Origin of the sequence: Streptomyces sp. KL2 (genome assembly GCF_046529545.1) — a bacterium.
Classification (GTDB): Bacteria; Actinomycetota; Actinomycetes; order Streptomycetales; family Streptomycetaceae; genus Streptomyces; species Streptomyces radiopugnans.
In genome coordinates this window covers 2,656,811-2,674,835 of the sequence record NZ_CP127170.1, presented here as the reverse complement: position 1 = coordinate 2,674,835, position 18,025 = coordinate 2,656,811, and the positions used below count along the sequence as shown (strand labels likewise).

18 protein-coding genes, 1 tRNA gene and 1 other RNA gene are annotated in these 18,025 nt (G+C 73.1%); 14 read left to right on the top strand and 6 right to left on the bottom strand.

Going from position 1 to position 18,025, the window contains the following annotated elements; all coding sequences use genetic code 11:
• Positions 1-433: 433 nt before the first annotated feature.
• Positions 434-1,603, bottom strand: a complete 1,170-nt coding sequence (locus QPK52_RS12090; protein WP_410537468.1) for a glutathione-independent formaldehyde dehydrogenase — start codon at positions 1,601-1,603, stop codon at positions 434-436.
• Positions 1,604-2,088: 485 nt separating this feature from the next.
• On the opposite strand from QPK52_RS12090, the gene QPK52_RS12085 reads away from it, so the two are divergent.
• The 6 genes from QPK52_RS12085 (at position 2,089) to QPK52_RS12060 (ending at position 8,792) form a co-directional block, all read left to right on the top strand.
• Positions 2,089-3,723 (top strand): cation:proton antiporter, encoded by a 1,635-nt coding sequence (locus QPK52_RS12085; RefSeq protein ID WP_410537466.1) that lies wholly within the window; start codon positions 2,089-2,091, stop codon positions 3,721-3,723.
• Positions 3,724-3,838: 115 nt separating this feature from the next.
• A complete protein-coding gene (locus tag QPK52_RS12080; protein WP_410537465.1) occupies positions 3,839-4,795 on the top strand; it encodes a GlxA family transcriptional regulator in 957 nt (318 codons plus the stop codon).
• Between the two features lie 111 nt (positions 4,796-4,906).
• Positions 4,907-5,914, top strand: coding sequence for a type I glyceraldehyde-3-phosphate dehydrogenase (gap, locus tag QPK52_RS12075; RefSeq protein WP_410537464.1), 1,008 nt, complete (start codon positions 4,907-4,909; stop codon positions 5,912-5,914).
• Positions 5,915-6,476: 562 nt separating this feature from the next.
• The gene (locus QPK52_RS12070) at positions 6,477-7,127 is read left to right on the top strand and encodes a DUF5994 family protein (protein WP_410537462.1); all 651 of its coding nucleotides are present in this window, start codon (positions 6,477-6,479) and stop codon (positions 7,125-7,127) included.
• A gap of 613 nt (positions 7,128-7,740) precedes the next feature.
• Entirely contained in the window at positions 7,741-8,112 is a 372-nt protein-coding gene (locus tag QPK52_RS12065) for an STAS domain-containing protein (protein WP_410537461.1), read from the top strand.
• A complete protein-coding gene (locus QPK52_RS12060; protein ID WP_177213930.1) occupies positions 8,109-8,792 on the top strand; it encodes a hypothetical protein in 684 nt (227 codons plus the stop codon). Before QPK52_RS12065 ends, QPK52_RS12060 begins: the two co-directional genes overlap by 4 nt.
• 360 nt (positions 8,793-9,152) lie before the next feature.
• Here QPK52_RS12060 and QPK52_RS12055 read toward each other — a convergent pair.
• A tRNA-Ser gene (locus QPK52_RS12055) sits at positions 9,153-9,240 on the bottom strand.
• 163 nt (positions 9,241-9,403) lie between these two features.
• Here QPK52_RS12055 and ffs point away from each other — a divergent pair.
• The 5 genes from ffs (at position 9,404) to QPK52_RS12030 (ending at position 13,845) form a co-directional block, all read left to right on the top strand.
• An RNA gene (ffs, locus tag QPK52_RS12050) (signal recognition particle sRNA small type) lies at positions 9,404-9,500 on the top strand.
• Between the two features lie 78 nt (positions 9,501-9,578).
• Complete coding sequence (locus tag QPK52_RS12045) at positions 9,579-11,906, top strand: DNA polymerase III subunit gamma and tau (RefSeq protein WP_410537460.1); 2,328 nt, start codon at positions 9,579-9,581, stop codon at positions 11,904-11,906.
• Positions 11,907-12,090: 184 nt separating this feature from the next.
• Positions 12,091-12,426: a YbaB/EbfC family nucleoid-associated protein gene (locus QPK52_RS12040; protein ID WP_410537459.1), complete on the top strand. Its 336-nt coding sequence runs from the start codon at positions 12,091-12,093 to the stop codon at positions 12,424-12,426.
• A 125-nt stretch (positions 12,427-12,551) separates the two neighbouring features.
• A complete protein-coding gene (gene recR / locus QPK52_RS12035; protein WP_093657343.1) occupies positions 12,552-13,151 on the top strand; it encodes a recombination mediator RecR in 600 nt (199 codons plus the stop codon).
• Positions 13,144-13,845: a DUF5063 domain-containing protein gene (locus tag QPK52_RS12030; RefSeq protein ID WP_410537458.1), complete on the top strand. Its 702-nt coding sequence runs from the start codon at positions 13,144-13,146 to the stop codon at positions 13,843-13,845. Before recR ends, QPK52_RS12030 begins: the two co-directional genes overlap by 8 nt.
• Positions 13,846-13,978: 133 nt before the next feature.
• Here the strand turns inward: QPK52_RS12030 and QPK52_RS12025 are convergent, their stop codons facing one another.
• The 4 genes from QPK52_RS12025 to QPK52_RS12010 all read right to left on the bottom strand — a co-directional run bounded on the left by QPK52_RS12025 (position 13,979) and on the right by QPK52_RS12010 (position 16,347).
• Positions 13,979-15,352, bottom strand: a complete 1,374-nt coding sequence (locus tag QPK52_RS12025) for an FG-GAP-like repeat-containing protein (protein ID WP_410537456.1) — start codon at positions 15,350-15,352, stop codon at positions 13,979-13,981.
• A gap of 307 nt (positions 15,353-15,659) precedes the next feature.
• Positions 15,660-15,887, bottom strand: a complete 228-nt coding sequence (locus QPK52_RS12020; RefSeq protein WP_410540307.1) for a hypothetical protein — start codon at positions 15,885-15,887, stop codon at positions 15,660-15,662.
• 2 nt (positions 15,888-15,889) lie between these two features.
• Complete coding sequence (locus QPK52_RS12015; protein ID WP_410537455.1) at positions 15,890-16,105, bottom strand: hypothetical protein; 216 nt, start codon at positions 16,103-16,105, stop codon at positions 15,890-15,892.
• Entirely contained in the window at positions 16,102-16,347 is a 246-nt protein-coding gene (locus tag QPK52_RS12010; protein WP_410537454.1) for a hypothetical protein, read from the bottom strand. Before QPK52_RS12010 ends, QPK52_RS12015 begins: the two co-directional genes overlap by 4 nt.
• Positions 16,348-16,460: 113 nt before the next feature.
• Here QPK52_RS12010 and QPK52_RS12005 point away from each other — a divergent pair, with 113 nt between their 5' ends.
• From QPK52_RS12005 to QPK52_RS11995, 3 genes are all read left to right on the top strand, one after another.
• Positions 16,461-17,315, top strand: a complete 855-nt coding sequence (locus QPK52_RS12005) for a helix-turn-helix domain-containing protein (RefSeq protein WP_410537452.1) — start codon at positions 16,461-16,463, stop codon at positions 17,313-17,315.
• On the top strand, positions 17,308-17,505 hold the full coding sequence (locus QPK52_RS12000; RefSeq protein WP_410540306.1) for a DUF397 domain-containing protein: 198 nt from the start codon (positions 17,308-17,310) through the stop codon (positions 17,503-17,505). Before QPK52_RS12005 ends, QPK52_RS12000 begins: the two co-directional genes overlap by 8 nt.
• Before the next feature lie 135 nt (positions 17,506-17,640).
• Positions 17,641-18,018 (top strand): YciI family protein, encoded by a 378-nt coding sequence (locus QPK52_RS11995; protein WP_410537451.1) that lies wholly within the window; start codon positions 17,641-17,643, stop codon positions 18,016-18,018.
• The last annotated feature ends 7 nt before the right edge of the window (positions 18,019-18,025 follow it).

Genomic DNA, 18,025 nt, shown 5'->3' with positions numbered 1-18,025 from the left:
CCGGCCAGCAGCGCGGACGTCCGCCGCCGCGGCCCGGGCGCCGGGTGCCGCCGTGGGGGCCGGGGTCGTCCGGATTGCCGGAGGAGTCGTCTCATCGCGCGGTCCTTCCCGCCCTCGGCCGGACCCGGGAGGATCGGGAGGGCCGTGTGGATACGTTGCCGTGCGCCTTTGATACGTTTCAATTGATTCGTTTCAAGGAGCGGGCGCGACGGTATGGGCCCGGAGGGGGGCCGTCAAGACCCCGCGTCGGGACTCGCCGTCCGCCTGCGGTTTCCCGGAGCCGGACGAGCCCGATGAGGCTTGACGGAGCCGGACGGAACCGGATGAGGTCCGACGGAGCCGGACGGGAGCGGGCGGAGCCGGGCAGGGCGGACGGCGGGGCGGCCCGTACGCGGACCGCCCCACCGCCTTTCGCGCGGCCCCGCCTCCGCCGTTACACCGCGGCCTCCTGCTTCCTGTGCCCGTTGCCCATCTCGGGCTTGAGGAGCACCTTGGTCCAGCCCTCGTCGCGCCGGTCGAAGTGCTGGTAGGCCTCCGGGGCCTGGTCCAGCGGGACCCGGTGGGAGACCACGAAGCTGGGAGTGGCACGGCCCGAGATGATCAGGTCGCGCAGCTGGCGGTTGTACGACTTGACGTTCGCCTGACCGGTCCCCATCCGCAGGCCCTTCTCGAAGAACCTGCCGATCCGGAAGAGCAGTTCGCCCTTCTTGGCGCTCTCGCTGGGGCCTCCGGGGTCCGAGGGCACGTACAGCCCGACCACTCCGAGCATCCCGGTGGGGCGTACGGCCTCGACCAGGGTGTTGAGCACCATCGCCGGCTGCTCCTCGCCCTCGGGGACCGTGGCCTGGTAGCCGACGGCGTCGATGCCCTTGTCGGTGCCCTCCCCGCCGGTCTGCTCCTTGATCTGCTCGGCGGCCTCCCCCTTGCTGTAGTCGATCGGGGTCGCGCCGATCCGGCCCGCGAGGCGGAGCCGGTCCGGCTGCTTGTCGACGACGAAGACGCGGGAGGCGCCGCGCAGGACCGCGGAGTAGGCCGCCATCAGGCCGACCGGTCCGGCGCCGAACACGCACACCGTCTCCCCGGGGGAGACCTGCGCCAGCTCGGTGGCGTGGTAACCGGTGGGGAAGATGTCGGCCAGCAGGGCGAAGTCGTCCTCGTGCTCGGTGCCCTTGGGGAGCTGCAGGCAGTTGAAGTCCGCGAACGGCACCCGCACGTACTGCGCCTGGCCGCCGGTGTAGGGGCCCATCGACACGTAGCCGTAGGCGCCGCCGGCGAAACCGGGGTTGACGGTCAGGCAGAAGCCCGTCCGCCCCGCCAGGCAGTTCTTGCAGAAGCCGCACGCCACGTTGAACGGCATGACGACCCGGTCGCCCTTCTTCACCGTGGCGACCCCGGGGCCGGTCTCCTCCACGACCCCCATGTTCTCGTGGCCGAACACGATGCCCGGCTCCGCACCGGTGCGGCCCTCGTACATGTGCAGGTCGGAACCGCATATGGCGGACGTGGTGACCTTGACGATCACGTCCGTGGGGTCCTGGATCCGGGGGTCCTCGACCTCCTCGACGTCGACGCTGAAAGGTTCCTTGTAGACGACGGCTTTCATCGCTGCCTCCTTGCGGCGCGGCGTGGCGCGCACGGTCCGTGAGGGCGCCGTCGCGGCGCGCGTCACATGTGGTGTATTCCACTCATACTTCGCATTCTCGCCGGTGAGAATGCGCGGGTGTCCGCGGGAAAGGACGCTGAAACCTGCTGACGCGCGGCGTCGTACGGGCTGCTCCGGAGGTGTCCTGCAGCCGCTCCGGGGCCGCTTCGGAGCCGCTTCGGAGGCGCCCCGGAAGTGGCCCGGAAGTGGCCCGGGAGCGCGTTCCCGGAAGGCACGGGAGGCGCGAAGGGGACTAATCTGGCATGGGAGCCGGTCGACCGGGGACGGTGATGCCGGTGCACTCACCGCCGCCCGGCACGCACCGGCGGTCACCGGCCTCCCCGAGCCCGCCGGGGAAGCCGTGGGCCGCGCGGCGTACCCGCCGTCCCGGGCCCGGGGCGACGACCGCCTTCCCTCAGCGAACGAGCCGTTGATCGGGCCAGGCCATGGATCCGTACGACTTCCCCCTCGTCGCCGCGGTCCTCGCGCTCTCCGCCGTCGCGGGCCTGCTGGCGACGCTGCTGCGGCAGCCGCTGATCGTCGCCTTCATCGGCGTCGGCATCCTGGTCGGTCCCGCGGGCACCGGCTGGGTGGAGGCCGACGGCACCGTCGAACTGCTCGCCCGGCTGGGCATCGCTGTGCTGCTGTTCCTGGTGGGGCTCCGGCTCGACCTGCACCTGGTCCGCACCACCGGGCCCATCGCGCTGGCCACCGGGCTCGGCCAGGTCCTGTTCACCTCGGTGATCGGCTTCCTGATCGCGCTCGCGCTGGGCATGGACACCGTGACGGCGCTCTACGTCGCGGTCGCGCTCACCTTCTCTTCCACGATCATCATCGTGAAGCTGCTGTCCGACAAGCGCGAGCTGGAGCAGCTCCACGGGCGCATCGCGGTGGGGTTCCTGATCGTGCAGGACATCGTCGTGGTGCTGGTCATGATCGCCCTGACCGCGTTCGGGCAGCGGGTCGGCAGCGGTGCGGGCATGGCCTTGGACATCGCCCTGGTCTTCGCCAAGGGCCTGGGCCTGCTGGCGGGCGTCGCCGTGCTGATGCGCTACGTCCTGCCCGGTCTGCTGCACCGCGTCGCACGCTCCCAGGACCTGCTGGTGCTCTTCGGCGTGGCCTACGCGGTGTCGGTGGCCGCGCTGAGCGAGTGGCTCGGCTTCAGCTCCGAGGTCGGCGCGTTCCTGGCCGGGGTCTCCCTGGCCGGCACCCCCTACCGGGACGCCCTGGGGGCCCGGCTGGTCAGCCTGCGCGACTTCCTGCTGCTCTTCTTCTTCCTGGAACTGGGAGCGCGGCTGGAGTTCGGCGAGGCGGGCGCCCGGATCGCCGAGGCGCTGGTGTTCTCGGTGTTCGTGCTCGTCGGCAATCCGCTGATCGTCCTCGTGATCATGGTCGCCATGCGCTACCCGGTCCGGGTGGGATTCCTGGCGGGCCTGACGGTCGCCCAGATCTCGGAGTTCTCCCTCATCCTCGCCGCCCTCGGGTACAGCCTCGGGCACATCACCGGCGCCACCGTCAGCCTGATCACCGTCGTCGGCCTGGTCACCATCGGCGCATCCACCTATCTGATCCTCTACTCCCAGCAGATCTACGGGCGCCTGGAACGCCGGCTGGCGAGGTTCGAGCGGACCGGCGCCCGCCACGCCGGCCCCGCCGACGGCAGGCACGACGCCGACGTCGTCCTCTACGGGCTCGGCCGCTTCGGCGGTCTGCTGGCCGACCGGCTCAGCCGGGCCGGGCACCGGGTCCTGGCGGTGGACTACGACCCGCACCGGGTGGCGCGCAACGACCGGGAAGGGGTGAGCGCCGTCTTCGGCAGCGCCGAGGACGCCCATTTCCTGGAGTCCCTGCCGCTGGACCGGGCCCGGTGCGTGGTCAGTGCCATCCCGGTGGTGGACACCAACCGGGCGCTGCTGCACGGGCTGCGCCACCACGGGTACCGGGGAGCCACGGCCGTCACCGCCTACAACCGGCGCGCCGCCGAGCAGCTGCGCGCCGAGGACGTCGATCTGGTCATCGAGCCCTTCGCCGCCGCGGCGTCGGACGCGGCGGCGGCCCTGGACGGGCTGCTGCGCGACTGACGCGGCGCGGGGGCTTCGGGGCTTCCGCGCCTCCGGAGGTTTCCGGCGCGCCGGGGCCGTGCCGCCGGGCGGGACGGCGGGACCGGCCGCCGGCACCCCCTCGTACCCTTTCCCCGTGCCGTCCCCCCGTCTGCGCCGTGTCGCCGTCCTGGTCCTCGAGGGCGCCAAGCCCCTGGACGTCGGCATCCCCGCGCAGGTGTTCACCACCCGGGCGAGCATGCCGTACGAGGTGCGGGTGTGCGGGGCGGCGCCCGGCCCGGTGACCGGCGGCGACGGCCTGTCCTACCACGTCGTCCACGGCCTCGACGCGCTCGCGTGGGCCGAGACCGTCTTCATCCCCGGCTACCGCTTCCCCGACCGCGACGATCCGCCGCCGGCCGTCGTCGACGCGCTCTTTGACGCCCACGCCCGGGGCACGCGGCTGGCCGCCATCTCGACGGGCGCCTTCGCGCTCGCCGCCACCGGCCTGCTCGACGGCAGGCGCGCCACGACGCACTGGCACTACACACGGGCGCTCGCGGCGAGGCATCCGTCCGTCCTCGTCGACGAGAACGTCCTGTTCGTCGACGAGGGCAGCGTGCTGACGTCGGCCGGGGCCGCCTCGGGCATCGACCTGTGCCTGCACATCCTGCGCGGCGACCTCGGGGTGGCCGCGTCCAACCACGCGGCCCGGCGCCTGGTCGCGGCCCCCTACCGCAGCGGCGGCCAGGCGCAGTACGTGCCGCGCAGCGTGCCCGAACCGCTCGGCGAGCGGTTCGCAGCCACCCGCGAGTGGGCGCTGCACCGGCTCGGCGAGCCCCTCACCCTCGAACTCCTCGCCCGGCACGCGGGCGTCTCGCCGCGCACCTTCTCGCGGCGCTTCGCCGAGGACACGGGGTACACGCCGATGCAGTGGGTCACGCGCGCCCGCGTCGACATGGCCCGTGAGCTGCTGGAACGCTCGGAGCGGAGCGTGGAGCGGATCGCCGCCGACGCCGGCCTGGGCACCGGCGCCAATCTGCGGCTGCACTTCCGGCGCGTCCTGGGCACCACGCCGAGCGAGTACCGGCGCACCTTCGCCCGGGGCGGGTAGCGCGGGCGGCCCGCCGCCGCGTGGCGCGATCCTCGCGAACCCTGGCGATCGCGCCGCTGTCACGGGCGGAGGCCGCACGCGACGCTGGTGGCGACCGGAGGGAGGTCATCCGTGACCCGTATCGCCATCAACGGATTCGGCCGCATCGGCCGCAATGTGCTGCGCGCACTGCTCGAACGGGACAGCGCCCTCGAAACCCTCGAGGTCGTCGCCGTCAACGACCTGACGGAACCCGCCGCCCTCGCCCGGCTGCTCGCCTACGACACCACGGCCGGCCGGCTCGGCCGCCCGGTGAGCGCCGACGGGGACGCCATCGTCGTCGACGGCCGCCGCATCGCGGTGCTCGCCGAGCGCGAACCGGCGAAGCTGCCCTGGGCCGGGCTCGGCGTCGACATCGTGCTCGAGGCGACCGGCCGCTTCACCTCGGCCGAGGCCGCCCGCGCCCACCTCGACGCGGGCGCGAGGAAGGTGCTCGTCGGCGCGCCGTCGGACGGCGCCGACGTCACCCTCGCCTTCGGGGTCAACACCGGCGCGTACGACCCGGCCGCGCACACCATCGTCTCGAACGCCTCGTGCACGACCAACGCGCTCGCGCCGCTGGCCGCGGTGCTCGACGAACTCGCCGGCATCGAGCACGGCTTCATGACGACGGTGCACGCCTACACGCAGGAGCAGAACCTGCAGGACGGCCCGCACCGCGACGCCCGCCGGGCCCGCGCCGCCGCCGTCAACATCGTGCCGACCACGACGGGCGCCGCCAAGGCGATCGGCCTGGTGCTGCCGAACCTCGACGGCAGGCTGTCGGGCGACTCGATCCGCGTGCCGGTCCCGGTGGGCTCGATCGTCGAACTGAACACGACCGTCGCCCGCGACGTGACGCGCGAGGAGGTGCTGGCGGCGTACCGCGCCGCGGCGCAGGGGCCGCTCGCCGGCATCCTCGAGTACTCGGAGGACCCGCTGGTGTCGTCCGACATCACGGGCAACCCGGCCTCGTCGGTCTTCGACTCGGCCCTCACCCGCGTCGACGGCCGCCACATCAAGGTCGTCGCCTGGTACGACAACGAGTGGGGCTTCTCCAACCGCGTGATCGACACCCTCGAACTCCTCGCCACCCGCTGACGGACCCGGGGGCGGCCGTGCCGCCGGTCCCGTGCGACCGGACCGGCGGCACCGCGCGGCACGGCGGAAGGCCCCGGCCGTGATCGGCCGGGGCCTTGTGTTCGCCCCGGTGGGCGCCGCGGAGGATATGGGGCTCGGACTCGTGAGGGGTTGCCTGCCCCAACCCGCTTTCCGAGTGTTCGCTCGGGGTTCCTGGATCGATCGGCGGTGTCCTGGCCTATGGCGGAACGGGGTCGGGGGCAGGTGGCGGACGGTGCTGGACAGCGGCGGACGCGACCGGAACCGCAACCACGGACGTACCGGGCGGCGGTGGGCCGGCAGTGCTCGCGAATCCGCGTGTGTTCCCGGGCCCGTGTGTCCTGGACGTGGCCTTGGAAGCGATGGTTCCGGGGAGGGGCGCGGGGGATCGGTTCATCCGTCGGCCGCACGGTCCGTTCGGCTCGTCCGAGGAGTACGCTGAAGATACCGAGGACACTTCGCACATCGGCCTCCACGCCCGTGTCGTTTTCGGCGATCGAATACGCCGGGCCGGTTGCGACCGGCCCGGGGCAGGGCTCGCGTCATGACTGCGACCATCCATCACCCGCCGACACACGAAGACCGGCCCTCCCCCCCTCCTCCGCGGTTGTCGCTGGTTCCCGCCGGTTCCGCACCAGCTCCGCTGGACGGCGCCTGGTGGCCACGCTCCCGCGATCTCGGGGCGGAACTCCCCGCACTGACGGCCGTGCTCGATCCGCTGTGGGGGCGGATAACCCGGGTCACGGTGAATCCCACCCACTGGCCCACCGTCCCGCGCAAGGTGACCGTCGCCGGGCATGTGGTGAAGGTGGGCTGGTTCCTGGCCGAGCAGGACCCGCACGGGCTGCTGCTGCTCTCGTACCGCGTGGGCCACTGGACCCTGCTGGTGGTGCCGCCGCAGACGACTCCCGTCTCGGCCGCCTGGCTGATGGCCGCCGCGAGCGACCCGCTGGGCACGTCGACCGCGAGCCGGTTGATGGAGGAGGCGGCGCGCCTGCGGACGGTGGCCGAGGCCGACCGGGCCGTGGAAGCGGTCTGGGACTCCGAAGGGGGTATGAAGCCCGCGGCCCCGGCCGCACGTCCACGGACCCCGGCAGCCACCGCCGCGACGGGGGACGGCCCCGGCGCCGCACCCGGACAGGAGCGGGGTGAGCCTCGTGCCCCGCGTCGGACTTCCGGCCGAAACCAGTGGTGAACCGGTATTACCCGAGACCGCGGTCCTGCGGGCGGAGACGGTATCCCCAAATGCGCAGGGACCTTCGACGGCGCGCGGTGGCCGCGGTCACCCGACCCGGCGAGAGCCGTCCCGCCCGCTCACCGCGCTGACCGCCCGGCCGGATCCCCACGCTCGCGCCGGCCTCGGCGCGAGCGCCTGGGGCGAGACGCCGGACGTACTCCGGCCGCGCTTGCCGCAGACCGTGGTGGACATCCCCGCGGAGAAGGACGGCACCCTGCTCATGCCGTTTCCGGCGGGATGCTCCGCCTCTTGGAACACCGGAGCCGGGAAGGCGGCGGCGAAACCGTGTGCCGGAGCGGCGCGTGTCCTGTGCCGCGTGCTTCCGACAGGACGTTCCGGACCCCGGCGGCACACCACCGCATGGACACGATGCCCGCGGGAGCGGGCTTTCCGCCCGGTCCCCGGTGCATCCCCGTACGGCCGGGCCGGCCACCGCGTTCAGGAACCCGGGCTGCCGGACCGGCCGGTTCACCCCGTCACCGCGCACACCCCCGTATCGGCGGCACGCCATGAGGGCCGACCCGGCCCTGCCTCGCGGCGCTCTGCGACGGGCCGTCCGAACCGAGGAGCCATGGCCCTTCCACAACTGAACGTCTACCGGCACGACCACAGCACTCGCGCACTGATCACCCTCGCAGGAGAGATCGACCTGGTCACAGCCCCGCTGGTGCGTATCGTGCTGGCCGAATGCCTGCGTGACGGCATCCGCGTCGTCGATGTCGACCTCACGGCGGTCACCTTCTGCGACGGCAGCGGACTCAACGCCTTCCTTGCGGCGTTCCGGCTCGCCGCCGATGCCGGAACGACCCTGCGACTGCACTACCCGCCGCCGGCCATGGCCCGGATCGCCGAGATCACCGGTTCCGGCTTCCTGCTCCACCCGGCCCATGTCGCTCAAGCACCGGCGCACCGGACCCCCGCTGCCGCGGGCGGTGCGCTGTGACGACCCCGCCCCGGCGGGAACAGCCGCCGCGCGGTGGGGGAGACACACCGTCCCCCGCGAACGCGGTACGCCTGCGCAGGCTGAGCCGCTGGCAGGCCGAGACCCTGCGAGAGGACCTGGCCGACCTGTACGTGGAGTCCTCCCGCGCGCAGGCGGGCGAGGAGTACCGGGGCCGGGAGGCGTTTCTGCGGCGGCTCACCGGTGACATCCGGCGGCCCGGATTCGCCCTGCTGATCGCGGAGGACCCGGCCCTCGCAGGGTGTGCCTACGGGTTCCCCGTACAGCGCGAGGGGACGTGGTGGCGGGGCTTCGACGGACCCCTCACGCAGAGTGTCGAGCAGCTCACCGCATCCGGACACGTCTTCGCGATCACCGAGATCGTGGTGCACCCGCATACGGACGACAGGGGCCTCGCCCGCCGACTCCAGCAGCGCCTGCTCGCCGGCCAACACGTCTCGCTCGGGGCGACGTTGGTGGATCAAGCCGACTCCGCGGTCCTCGACGCCTTCCTGTCGTGGGGATGGCAGGACATCGGGGTGATCCGCCGACCGTCGGCCCCGGCGGTTCTTCGGCCGTCCGACCCCGTGCGGCTGCGGGCCCTGGTCCTTCCTCTCGGGCCGCGCGCGGCTGCCCGCCCGGACGGGCTCGCCCACGAGAGCCGTACCCAGCGGCCCGGCTGACGAACTACGGACGGGCCGGCCCGGGGCACACGCGGCTGGTAGCCGAGCAGGCGGGATACGCGGGCCGCCGTGGCGGATGTGCGAACACCGCGGCGGTGGCCGCGCTGCCGGTCCGCGAGACCGGTGTACCGCGCCGGGCGAGGGCCGGGAGAGCACATGTGCCGAGAGCCTGGGGGAGCCGTCCGGATGCGGGCTCATCACACGCACGTCACGGCTCCGGCGCGCCGGAGAGTCGCGGAACAACCCGTGGGCGCCATCCGGGAGCCGCTCGAAGTCGGCTGAAGGCCGACTGAGGCCGAGTACGTCGAAGGGCCCCACCGCGGACGGTGGGGCCCTTCGACATCGTGCCCGGTGAGGCACTGGCGGAGGATACGAGATTCGAACTCGTGAGGGGTTGCCCCCAACACGCTTTCCAAGCGTGCGCCCTAGGCCTCTAGGCGAATCCTCCGCCGGAAACATTACATGACGCGGGGGAGTGGTTGCGAACCCGATCCCCGGGCGGGACCGCCGGTGCCCCCGGTCCGTTCCCCGGCCGCTCCCCGGGGCCGGACGGGCCGGGCGGCGGACCCGGGGGACGGGCCCGACCACCCTCCGGCATCCGGTAGGCTTGGCGCAGCCCCTCACGTGGCGCCATCTCGCTGAACTCCCCCAGGGCCGGAAGGCAGCAAGGGTAGGTGAGCTCTGGCGGGTGCGTGGGGGGCGCCTGATTTTCCCCACGCCGACGACCGTGCCGCCCCGCCCCCGCGGGGGGCACGGTTGTCGGCGGCGGCCTATATCGTCGGAGACGTGTCGTCCCTCGCGCTGTACCGCCGCTACCGCCCCGAGGCCTTCTCCGAGGTCATCGGGCAGGAGCATGTCACCGACCCCCTCCAGCAGGCCCTCCGCAACAACCGGGTCAACCACGCGTACCTCTTCAGCGGGCCGCGCGGCTGCGGCAAGACGACCAGCGCCCGTATCCTCGCCCGCTGCCTGAACTGCGAGAAGGGCCCGACGCCGGATCCGTGCGGGGAGTGCCGGTCCTGCCTGGACCTGGCGCGCAACGGGCCGGGCTCGATCGACGTCATCGAGATCGACGCCGCGTCGCACGGTGGTGTGGACGACGCCCGCGACCTGCGCGAGAAGGCGTTCTTCGGCCCCGCCTCCAGCCGGTACAAGATCTACATCATCGACGAGGCGCACATGGTCACCCCGCAGGGCTTCAACGCCCTGTTGAAGGTGGTCGAGGAGCCGCCGGAGCACCTGAAGTTCATCTTCGCGACGACCGAGCCGGAGAAGGTCATCGGCACGATCCGGTCGCGCACCCACCACTACCCGTTCCGCCTGGTGCCGCCGGGCACCCTGCGCGACTACCTGGCGGAGGTGTGCGAGCGCGAGGCCATCCCCGTCGAGGACGGGGTGCTGCCCCTGGTGGTGCGCGCCGGGGCCGGGTCCGTGCGTGACTCGATGTCGGTGATGGACCAGCTTCTGGCGGGCGCCGGCCCGGACGGCGTGACGTACGCCATGGCCACGGCGCTGCTGGGCTACACCGACGGCGCGCTGCTGGACTCGGTGGTGGACGCCTTCGCGGCGGGCGACGGGGCGGCGGCCTTCGAGGTGGTCGACCGGGTGATCGAGGGCGGGCACGATCCGCGGCGCTTCGTCGCCGACCTGCTGGAGCGGCTGCGCGACCTGGTGATCCTGGCCGCCGTGCCCGACGCCGGGGAGAAGGGCCTGATCGACGCCCCCGCCGACGTGGTGGAGAAGATGACGGCCCAGGCGTCGGTCTTCGGCCCGGCCGAGCTGAGCCGGGCGGCGGACATCGTCAACGAGGGCCTGACGGCCATGCGCGGCGCGACCTCGCCGCGGCTGCAACTGGAGCTGATCTGCGCCCGGGTGCTGCTGCCCGCGGCGTACGGCGACGAGCGTTCCCTCCAGGCCCGCCTGGACCGTCTGGAGCGGGGTGCGAGCCTCGCGGGCGGCCTGGCGGCGGGAGGGGGTGCGGCCGGCGCGGGTCCGGTGGGCGCGGGTCCGGTGGGCGGAGCCCCCGTGGGAGCGCCCCCGGCGCCGGGTGGCGGCCCGGCGGAGGCCCGTACGGCCCTGGCAGGGCAGCAGGGCGCGCCCGCGCCGCAGGGCCCGCCGCCCGCGCAGCCGGCGGCCCGGCCCGCTCCGGAGAGCGGGCCCGCCCCGGACGCGGACCGCCGGCCCGGCGCCTGGCCGGCGGCGGCACCCGGCGGCCAGGCACCCGGCGGTGGCCAGGGGGAGCCGCAGGCCCGCCCCGGAGCGTGGCCCGGGCAGCAGTCGGCCCAGCCGGCCCAGTCGCCCGCCCAGCCGCAGGACGACGGCCGGCGCCCCGGCGCATGGCCCACTCCGGCGTCCGCCCCCGCGGCCTCCGCGGCCTCCGCGCCGCAGCCCCAGGCCCCGGCCCCTCCGCCTCCGGTCCATGCCCAGGCCCCCGCGACGCCCCAGGGCGGCGTCGACGGCGGGCAGGGAGTCGCGCAGGTACGGCAGATGTGGCCCGGCATCCTGGACGCGGTCAAGGGCCGCCGCCGCTTCACCTGGATCCTGCTCAGCCAGAACGCGCACGTCGCCGGGTTCGACGGGACGACGCTCCGTCTCGGCTTCTCCAACCAGGGAGCCCGCGACAGCTTCGCCAACGGCGGCAGCGAGGACGTGCTGCGCGCCGCGCTGGCCGACGCGTTCGGCGTGCAGTGGCGGATCGAGTCCGTCGTCGATCCCTCCGGCGGCTCCGCGCCGCCGCAGGGGCAGTCCCCGCAGTTTCCGCAGTCCGCGCAGGCCTCGCAGTCCCCGCACTCCTCCGGCGGCCCGGGTGGCTTCCGGTCGGCCGCCGTGGCGGCGCCCCCCGCCGCCCAGCCCTCCCCCTCCGCGCCGTACGGGCAGCAGCAGCCGGCCCGGCCGCAGCACCAGCAGTCCCAGCCGCAGCACTCCCGGCCGCAAGGGCCCCCGGCGCCCGCACCGTACGGCGAGGCGGACCCGCCGCCCCCGCCCCCCGTGGCGCCGGAGGACGACATGCCCGCCGAGGACGACCCGGACCTGGACGACACCGCCCTGTCCGGCCACGACCTGATCGTGCGCGAGCTGGGCGCGACGGTGCTGGAGGAGCTGTACCACGAGTGACGCCCGCCCGCTCCGAGCCCCCTCCGCCCGCATGCCGGCGGCGTACGGGATCGTCCGGACCTGACGAGGCCAACAGGCCGGGGGAGCGCGTACGCTCAGGGGTACGGAGTACAAAGCGGGTGCGTACGCGGCGAGCACACGTGCGCACACGTACACGTCGTCGAGCGAGCCAGGAGCGAATCCCGTGATTCCCGGTGGTGGCCAGCCCAACATGCAGCAGTTGCTTCAGCAGGCCCAGAAGATGCAGCAGGACCTCGCTGCGGCCCAGCAGGAGCTGGCCGAGGCCGATGTCGAGGGGTCGGCGGGCGGCGGCCTGGTGAAGGCCACGGTCTCCGGCGCCGGCGAGCTCAAGGGCCTGGTGATCGACCCCAAGGCGGTGGACCCGGAGGACACCGAGACCCTCGCCGACCTGGTCCTCGCGGCCGTCCGCGACGCGAACTCCGCCGCGCAGGAGCTCCAGCAGCAGAAGCTCGGCCCCCTCGCCCAGGGGCTGGGCGGCATGCCGGGCCTGCCTTTCTGACGGCGGCCCGGCGCGGACCGCGCGCCGGGTGCATGGTGCACCGAAAAGCGGAAACGAGCGTACGGTCAGTGCGGGGACCGTGCGGGAGCGACAAGGGCAGAGCAGGAAGAGTGGAGTAGGCGGCCGTGTACGAAGGCGTGGTTCAGGACCTCATCGACGAGTTGGGCAGGCTGCCCGGCGTCGGTCCCAAGAGCGCGCAGCGGATCGCCTTCCACATCCTGCAGGCCGAACCGGCGGACGTCCGCCGGCTCGCCCACGCGCTGACCGAGGTGAAGGAGAAAGTCCGGTTCTGCGAGGTCTGCGGCAACGTCGCGGAGGCCGAGCGGTGCAGGGTCTGCCAGGACCCGCGCCGCGACCCGTCGGTCATCTGCGTCGTGGAGGAGCCCAAGGACGTCGTGGCCATCGAGCGGACGCGCGAGTTCCGGGGGCGCTACCACGTCCTCGGCGGTGCGATCAGCCCGATCGAGGGCGTGGGCCCGGACGATCTGCGGATCAGGGAACTGCTGGCCAGGCTCGCCGACGGCACCGTCACCGAGCTCATCCTGGCCACCGACCCGAACCTCGAAGGGGAGGCGACGGCCACCTACCTCGCGCGCATGGTGTCCTCCATGGGCCTGCGTGTGACCAGGCTGGCCAGCGGCCTCCCCGTCGGAGGAGACCTGGAGTACGCCGACGAGGTCACGCTGGGACGTGCCTTCGAGGGGAGAAGACTGCTCGATGTCTGAAGCCAAGCCCGAGAACCGCGGCCAGGACCGCGACGAGGACCGTACCCCGGACCGCGGCCAGGAGCGCAGCCCGGACGACTTCGCGGTGCAGATCGCGGACCAGGTCGAGAGCTTCCTCGTGGCGGTCACCGAGGTGGCCAAGGGGGACGAGCCGGACAGCGCCGTTCCGTACCTGCTGCTGGAGGTGTCCCAGCTGCTGCTCGCGGGCGGGCGCCTGGGCGCACACGAGGACATCGTCCCGGAGGAGCGGTACGAGCCGGACACCGGCCCGGAGCCGGACGTCGACGAGCTGCGCATGCGGCTCGCCCGGCTGCTGGACCCGGTGGACGTCTACTCGGAGGTCTTCGACCCGTACGCGCGCAGCGCCCCGGTCGCCTGCCGCATCTCCGACGACATCGCCGACGTGGTCACCGACCTGCGCCACGGCATGGCCCACTACCGGGCCGGGCGGATCAGCGAGGCGCTGTGGTGGTGGCAGTTCTCCTACCTGTCCAACTGGGGTCCCACCGCGTCCGCGTCCCTGCGCGCCCTCCAGTCGCTGGTGGCCCACGTCCGGCTCGACACCCCCCTCGACGAGCTGGAGGGCCTGGACACGGACACCGACGCCGACGACCTCCAGCTGGAGAGGGAGGCCGGCGCGGTGATGGCGGCGGAGATCGCCGCCCCGCTGGGCATCAAGCCGACGCACGACTGACGGCCCACGACCGACGGCCCGGGTACGGCCCGCCCGCAGGGCGGCTCCCGCACCGGGAACGGCCCCGGGCCGGGCGCATCCCGCGCCCGGCCCGGGGCCGTTCCGCCGAGTCCCGCCGTGCCCGGCGGTCGGTTCAGTCCACGAAGGGGCCGTCCACGCCGGGCAGCGGGTACGAGCCTTCGGCCGTCGGCCCGGTGGGCGAGCCGGGCAGGAGGCGATCGGCGGTGGCCGCTGCGACGGCGAGGTCCGCGCGGCCGTCGGCGTTGACGTCGCGCAGCCGGAGGCTGTGCCCGAAGGACTCGTGGTCCCGGGGAGCGGCACCCGCGACGGTCTGCGGGACCAGGAGGGACCGGGAGCCGGACAGCCCTCCGGAACCGCCGCGGAAGACGTGGACGGTGCCCTGGTCCTCCATGCCCCTCACGTCCTCGTGCGGGACGCCGACCGCCAGGTCCGCGTAGCCGTCGCCGTTGGAGTCGGCTGCCGACAGGGCGTAGGCGAAGTTGTCCTCGGCTTCGGGCGTGCCCGCGACACCGGAGCTGGCCTGCGTGAACTTCGCCGAGCGGGTGCCGCTGGGGCCGGATGAGGCGCCGTACCAGATGTTCACCGCGCCCTTGCCGCTGCTCTCGTCCGGCTCGCCGATGGCGATGTCGCCGTAGCCGTCCTTGTCGAAGTCACCGATGACCGCGTTGATCCCGAAGCTGCCGTATCCGGCGGCGAGCGTCTTGGACGCGCCCGAGGACAGACCGCCGGAGGTGCCCTTGAGGAACCAGGCGCGGACCTTCCACTCGGTGCCGTAGGCCTGGATGCCGGTGATGACCAGGTCCGTCTTCCCGTCGCCGGTGACCCGGCCTGCGGCCAGGCCGGCCGAGTACCAGCCGGCGCCCTCCTTGTCGATCCTGCTGATCGTGCCCCTGCCGCCGGACTTGGTGAAGGCGCCCCGGTACAGCCATGTGTCGCTGCCGCCGACGGCCGCCACGTCGGGGGAGCCGTCGCCGTTGAAGTCGCCGGTGGCCACGTCGGTGCCGTAGTGGCTGTTCGAAACGTTCTTCACCGGGAGGGTCCTGCCCCCGGAGAGGCCGGACGAGGAGCCCCACAGGATGGTCAGCGAGCCGCGGTACTCGTAGTCGCCCACGTGCTCCGTGGGGTTGCCGACGACGAGGTCCGCGTAGCCGTCCTTGTTCAGGTCGGCACTCGCCATGCTCGTGCCGAACTGGTCGTCCTCCTCGTTCGCGCCGGGGACGCCGGGGCTGTTCTGGTGGATCGTCTGGGTGCGGGAGGTGTCGAGACCCCGGGCGGTGCCGTACGTGATCGTGACGGCGCCGCCGAGGACACCGAGACCGGGAGCGCCGCCGTACGCGATGTCGCGGTAGCCGTCGCCGTTGAAGTCGTCGTAGTGCTTGGCCACCGCGGCCGAGGCCTGCGGGGCGGCGGGGCCGAGGGCGAGCAGGCCGGTCGCCAGCGAGAGCGCGGTGGCCGTCGCCAGGGCGAGACGGGCGTGCGGGGGCATGCGGGAACACTCCTGCTGTCTGCGGGGGCATGGCGCGGCCCCGGTCGATGGGGGTGCTTTCCGCCCGACACCCCTGTCCGGTGGGGGACATGACGCAGGGGACACGGGCGTGCGGCCCTTGGAAGACCGCTGAAGGAACCCGAGGGTTGTACGGGAGCGCCGGGACGTGCCGATCGCCCCGGCGCTCACGGCACCGCAGCCCGGCCCGCGCCCCGGTCGGGCCGCGGTGCCGTACGGCAGGCCGGTGGGCGCCCCTCCCCGCCCCCGTCCGTGCATACGCGACTCCACCGGACCCGCCGAACGGCCGTCAGCGCATCCACGCGCGCCAGGGCCGGTGGATGATCTCGCGGTAGGTGTGGTGGGAGGGGTTGCGGCCCGCGTGGGCGAACGCCCAGCGCTGGGCGTCCTGGAAGTCGACGCCCGCCCCCGAGCGCCGTCCGCACACCGCGCACTCCATCGCGTACGTGACGGGCTCGGCGTCGGGCTCCCGGTCGGGCTCCAGCGTCCAGCTCGCGAAACGGATCACACTGCGCATGCTCACGGCAGCCTCCTCGTACGGTCGCGGTTGATCTCGGTCACCCGGGCACGTAGCTCCTCGCACGTCCCGGCCGGCCGCAGCGCGTCGGCCGGGCAGTCCCACTCCAGCCCTCCGCCGGGCGGCCGGAGCCGCACCAGCCCGCCCACCGTCCCCGTCACCTGCCCCACCCGGTCGCTGCGGCTGTCCACGACGTACGAACCGACGACGGGCTTCACCGTCCCTCACCCTCCGTGACCGCCCGCATGAGCGCGGCGGCCAGCCGCCGCGCCGTGGCGGGGGTGCAGCGGCCCAGCTCCACCAGCGGCGGATCGGCCGTGTCGCCCGCGTACGAGACCAGGTCCACGCGCAGCGACGGAAGCGTGACGCCCGCGCCGCTCAGCGCCTTCCGCAGTTCGTCCACCGCTTCCTCCGCGACGCCGAGCCGTTCATGATCGGCCTGCCGCCCTGTCACGACCACGCCTGACCTCCTCCGTGTTCCGAGAGTCCCCGAATGGATACCCAGAGTGGCCGCTGACGGCTACGCTCGCCAGGGTTAGACCATTGCAGTGACCCTTGCTGGGGAGTGACGCCATGGCCAGTGGTGGAAGCGGACCGGGCCGTCCCGGGCGGCCGAAGATCGGCTGGGAGTTCTTCGGCTCCGAGCTCAGACGCCGTCGTGAGGCGGCGGGCGTCACCCAACAGGAGCTGGGTGAGCGGGTGTTCTGCTCGGGCTCGTACATCGGGCAGTTCGAGTCGGCTGTCCGCAAGCCGCAGTTGGAGCTGGCCCGCCGCTTCGACGAGGAGTTGGACACGGACGGCTACTTCTCCCGGATGTGCGAGGAGCTGATCAACAGTTCGCCGTTCGCCGACTACTTCGCCGAGGCGGCGGAATTCCAGACCCTCGCCACCACGATCTGCGAGTTCTCTCCGACGCTGGTGCCGGGGCTGCTCCAGACCGAGGGGTACGCGCGTGCTGTGGTGGAGGCGGGGCTGCCGTTCGAGCCGGAGGAGGAGATCGAGCAGCGCGTGAAGACCCGGATGGGCCGGACGCGACTGCTGAGGGGCCCGACAAGCCCGAAGTTGTGGGTGATCCTGGACGAGGGTGTACTGCGGCGCCCGGTCGGCGGTCCCGGCGTCATGGCGGAGCAACTGAGGCACATGGAGACCATGGGGATGGGGCGCCGTGTCCTGGTGCAGATCCTTCCGTACTCCTCCGGTGCCCACGCACTACTGGACGGCAGCATGACCCTGATGACCTTCGACGACGCGCCGCCGGTGGCGTACACCGAGGGCCCCTACAGCGGACAGCTGTTGGACGATCCGGCGCTGGTCGCCCGGTGCGAGGCCTCCTACGATCACGTACGGGCTGCCGCGCTGCCGCCGCGAGAGTCCCTGGACCTGATCCGGACGATGGCGGAGGAGTACGAACGTGAGGCTCATGCGTGATCTGGGCAAGGCGAGTTGGCGCAAGTCCAGCTACAGCGGCTCGGACAACAACAACTGTGTCGAGGTCGCGGACGGCGTGCCCGGCCTGATACCCGTGCGCGACTCCAAGCGGCCGTCCGGCCCGGTGGTCGTGTTCCCCGCCGAGGGCTGGGGGCCGTTCGTGGCGGCCGTCAGGGGCGGCCGGCTCTGAGGCGGGACCGGGCCGGAAAAAGATTTCCGGGAAAAGTCCGGAGAGCTGTCGATCCGGCCGTCTCCCGATCGACGCATGGGTGAGAGGCGGGAAGAGAGCCCGCCTCCGCCACCGGAACCGAACCGAGGAGCCACCATGCCCCGCTTCATGTCGCTGATCCGCGTCGACGAGCAGAACCTCCCCTCCCAGGCCCCCGACCCCGACTTCGACAAGCGCATGGGCGCGCTTTTCGAGGAGATCACCAAGGCCGGGGTCATGCTGGACACGGCCGGGCTCGCCCCGACCTCCCAGGGCACCCGGCTCACCTGGTCCGGGGGGAAGGTCAGCCACACCGACGGTCCCTTCACCGAGACCAAGGAGGTCGTCGGCGGCTACGCGATCATGCAGGTCAGGGACAGGGCCGAGGCCCTGGAGTGGACCAGGCGGTTCCTGGAGGCCCACCCGGAGCACTGGGACGTCACCGCCGAGGTCCGCGAGATCCAGGAGGGTTCGTCCGAGCTTCCTTGCCCCTGACGCCGTG

What these genes read in the sequence shown, in the direction of transcription:
- QPK52_RS12090 (WP_410537468.1), bottom strand. Translation starts at nt 1,603, where the DNA reads ATGAAAGCCGTCGTCTACAAGGAACCTTTCAGCGTCGACGTCGAGGAG.
- QPK52_RS12065 (WP_410537461.1), top strand. Translation starts at nt 7,741, where the DNA reads ATGGCCCTTCCACAACTGAACGTCTACCGGCACGACCACAGCACTCGC.
- QPK52_RS12070 (WP_410537462.1), top strand. Translation starts at nt 6,477, where the DNA reads ATGACTGCGACCATCCATCACCCGCCGACACACGAAGACCGGCCCTCC.
- QPK52_RS12005 (WP_410537452.1), top strand. Translation starts at nt 16,461, where the DNA reads ATGGCCAGTGGTGGAAGCGGACCGGGCCGTCCCGGGCGGCCGAAGATC.
- QPK52_RS12030 (WP_410537458.1), top strand. Translation starts at nt 13,144, where the DNA reads ATGTCTGAAGCCAAGCCCGAGAACCGCGGCCAGGACCGCGACGAGGAC.
- QPK52_RS12025 (WP_410537456.1), bottom strand. Translation starts at nt 15,352, where the DNA reads ATGCCCCCGCACGCCCGTCTCGCCCTGGCGACGGCCACCGCGCTCTCG.
- QPK52_RS11995 (WP_410537451.1), top strand. Translation starts at nt 17,641, where the DNA reads ATGCCCCGCTTCATGTCGCTGATCCGCGTCGACGAGCAGAACCTCCCC.
- QPK52_RS12000 (WP_410540306.1), top strand. Translation starts at nt 17,308, where the DNA reads ATGCGTGATCTGGGCAAGGCGAGTTGGCGCAAGTCCAGCTACAGCGGC.
- QPK52_RS12085 (WP_410537466.1), top strand. Translation starts at nt 2,089, where the DNA reads ATGGATCCGTACGACTTCCCCCTCGTCGCCGCGGTCCTCGCGCTCTCC.
- QPK52_RS12020 (WP_410540307.1), bottom strand. Translation starts at nt 15,887, where the DNA reads ATGCGCAGTGTGATCCGTTTCGCGAGCTGGACGCTGGAGCCCGACCGG.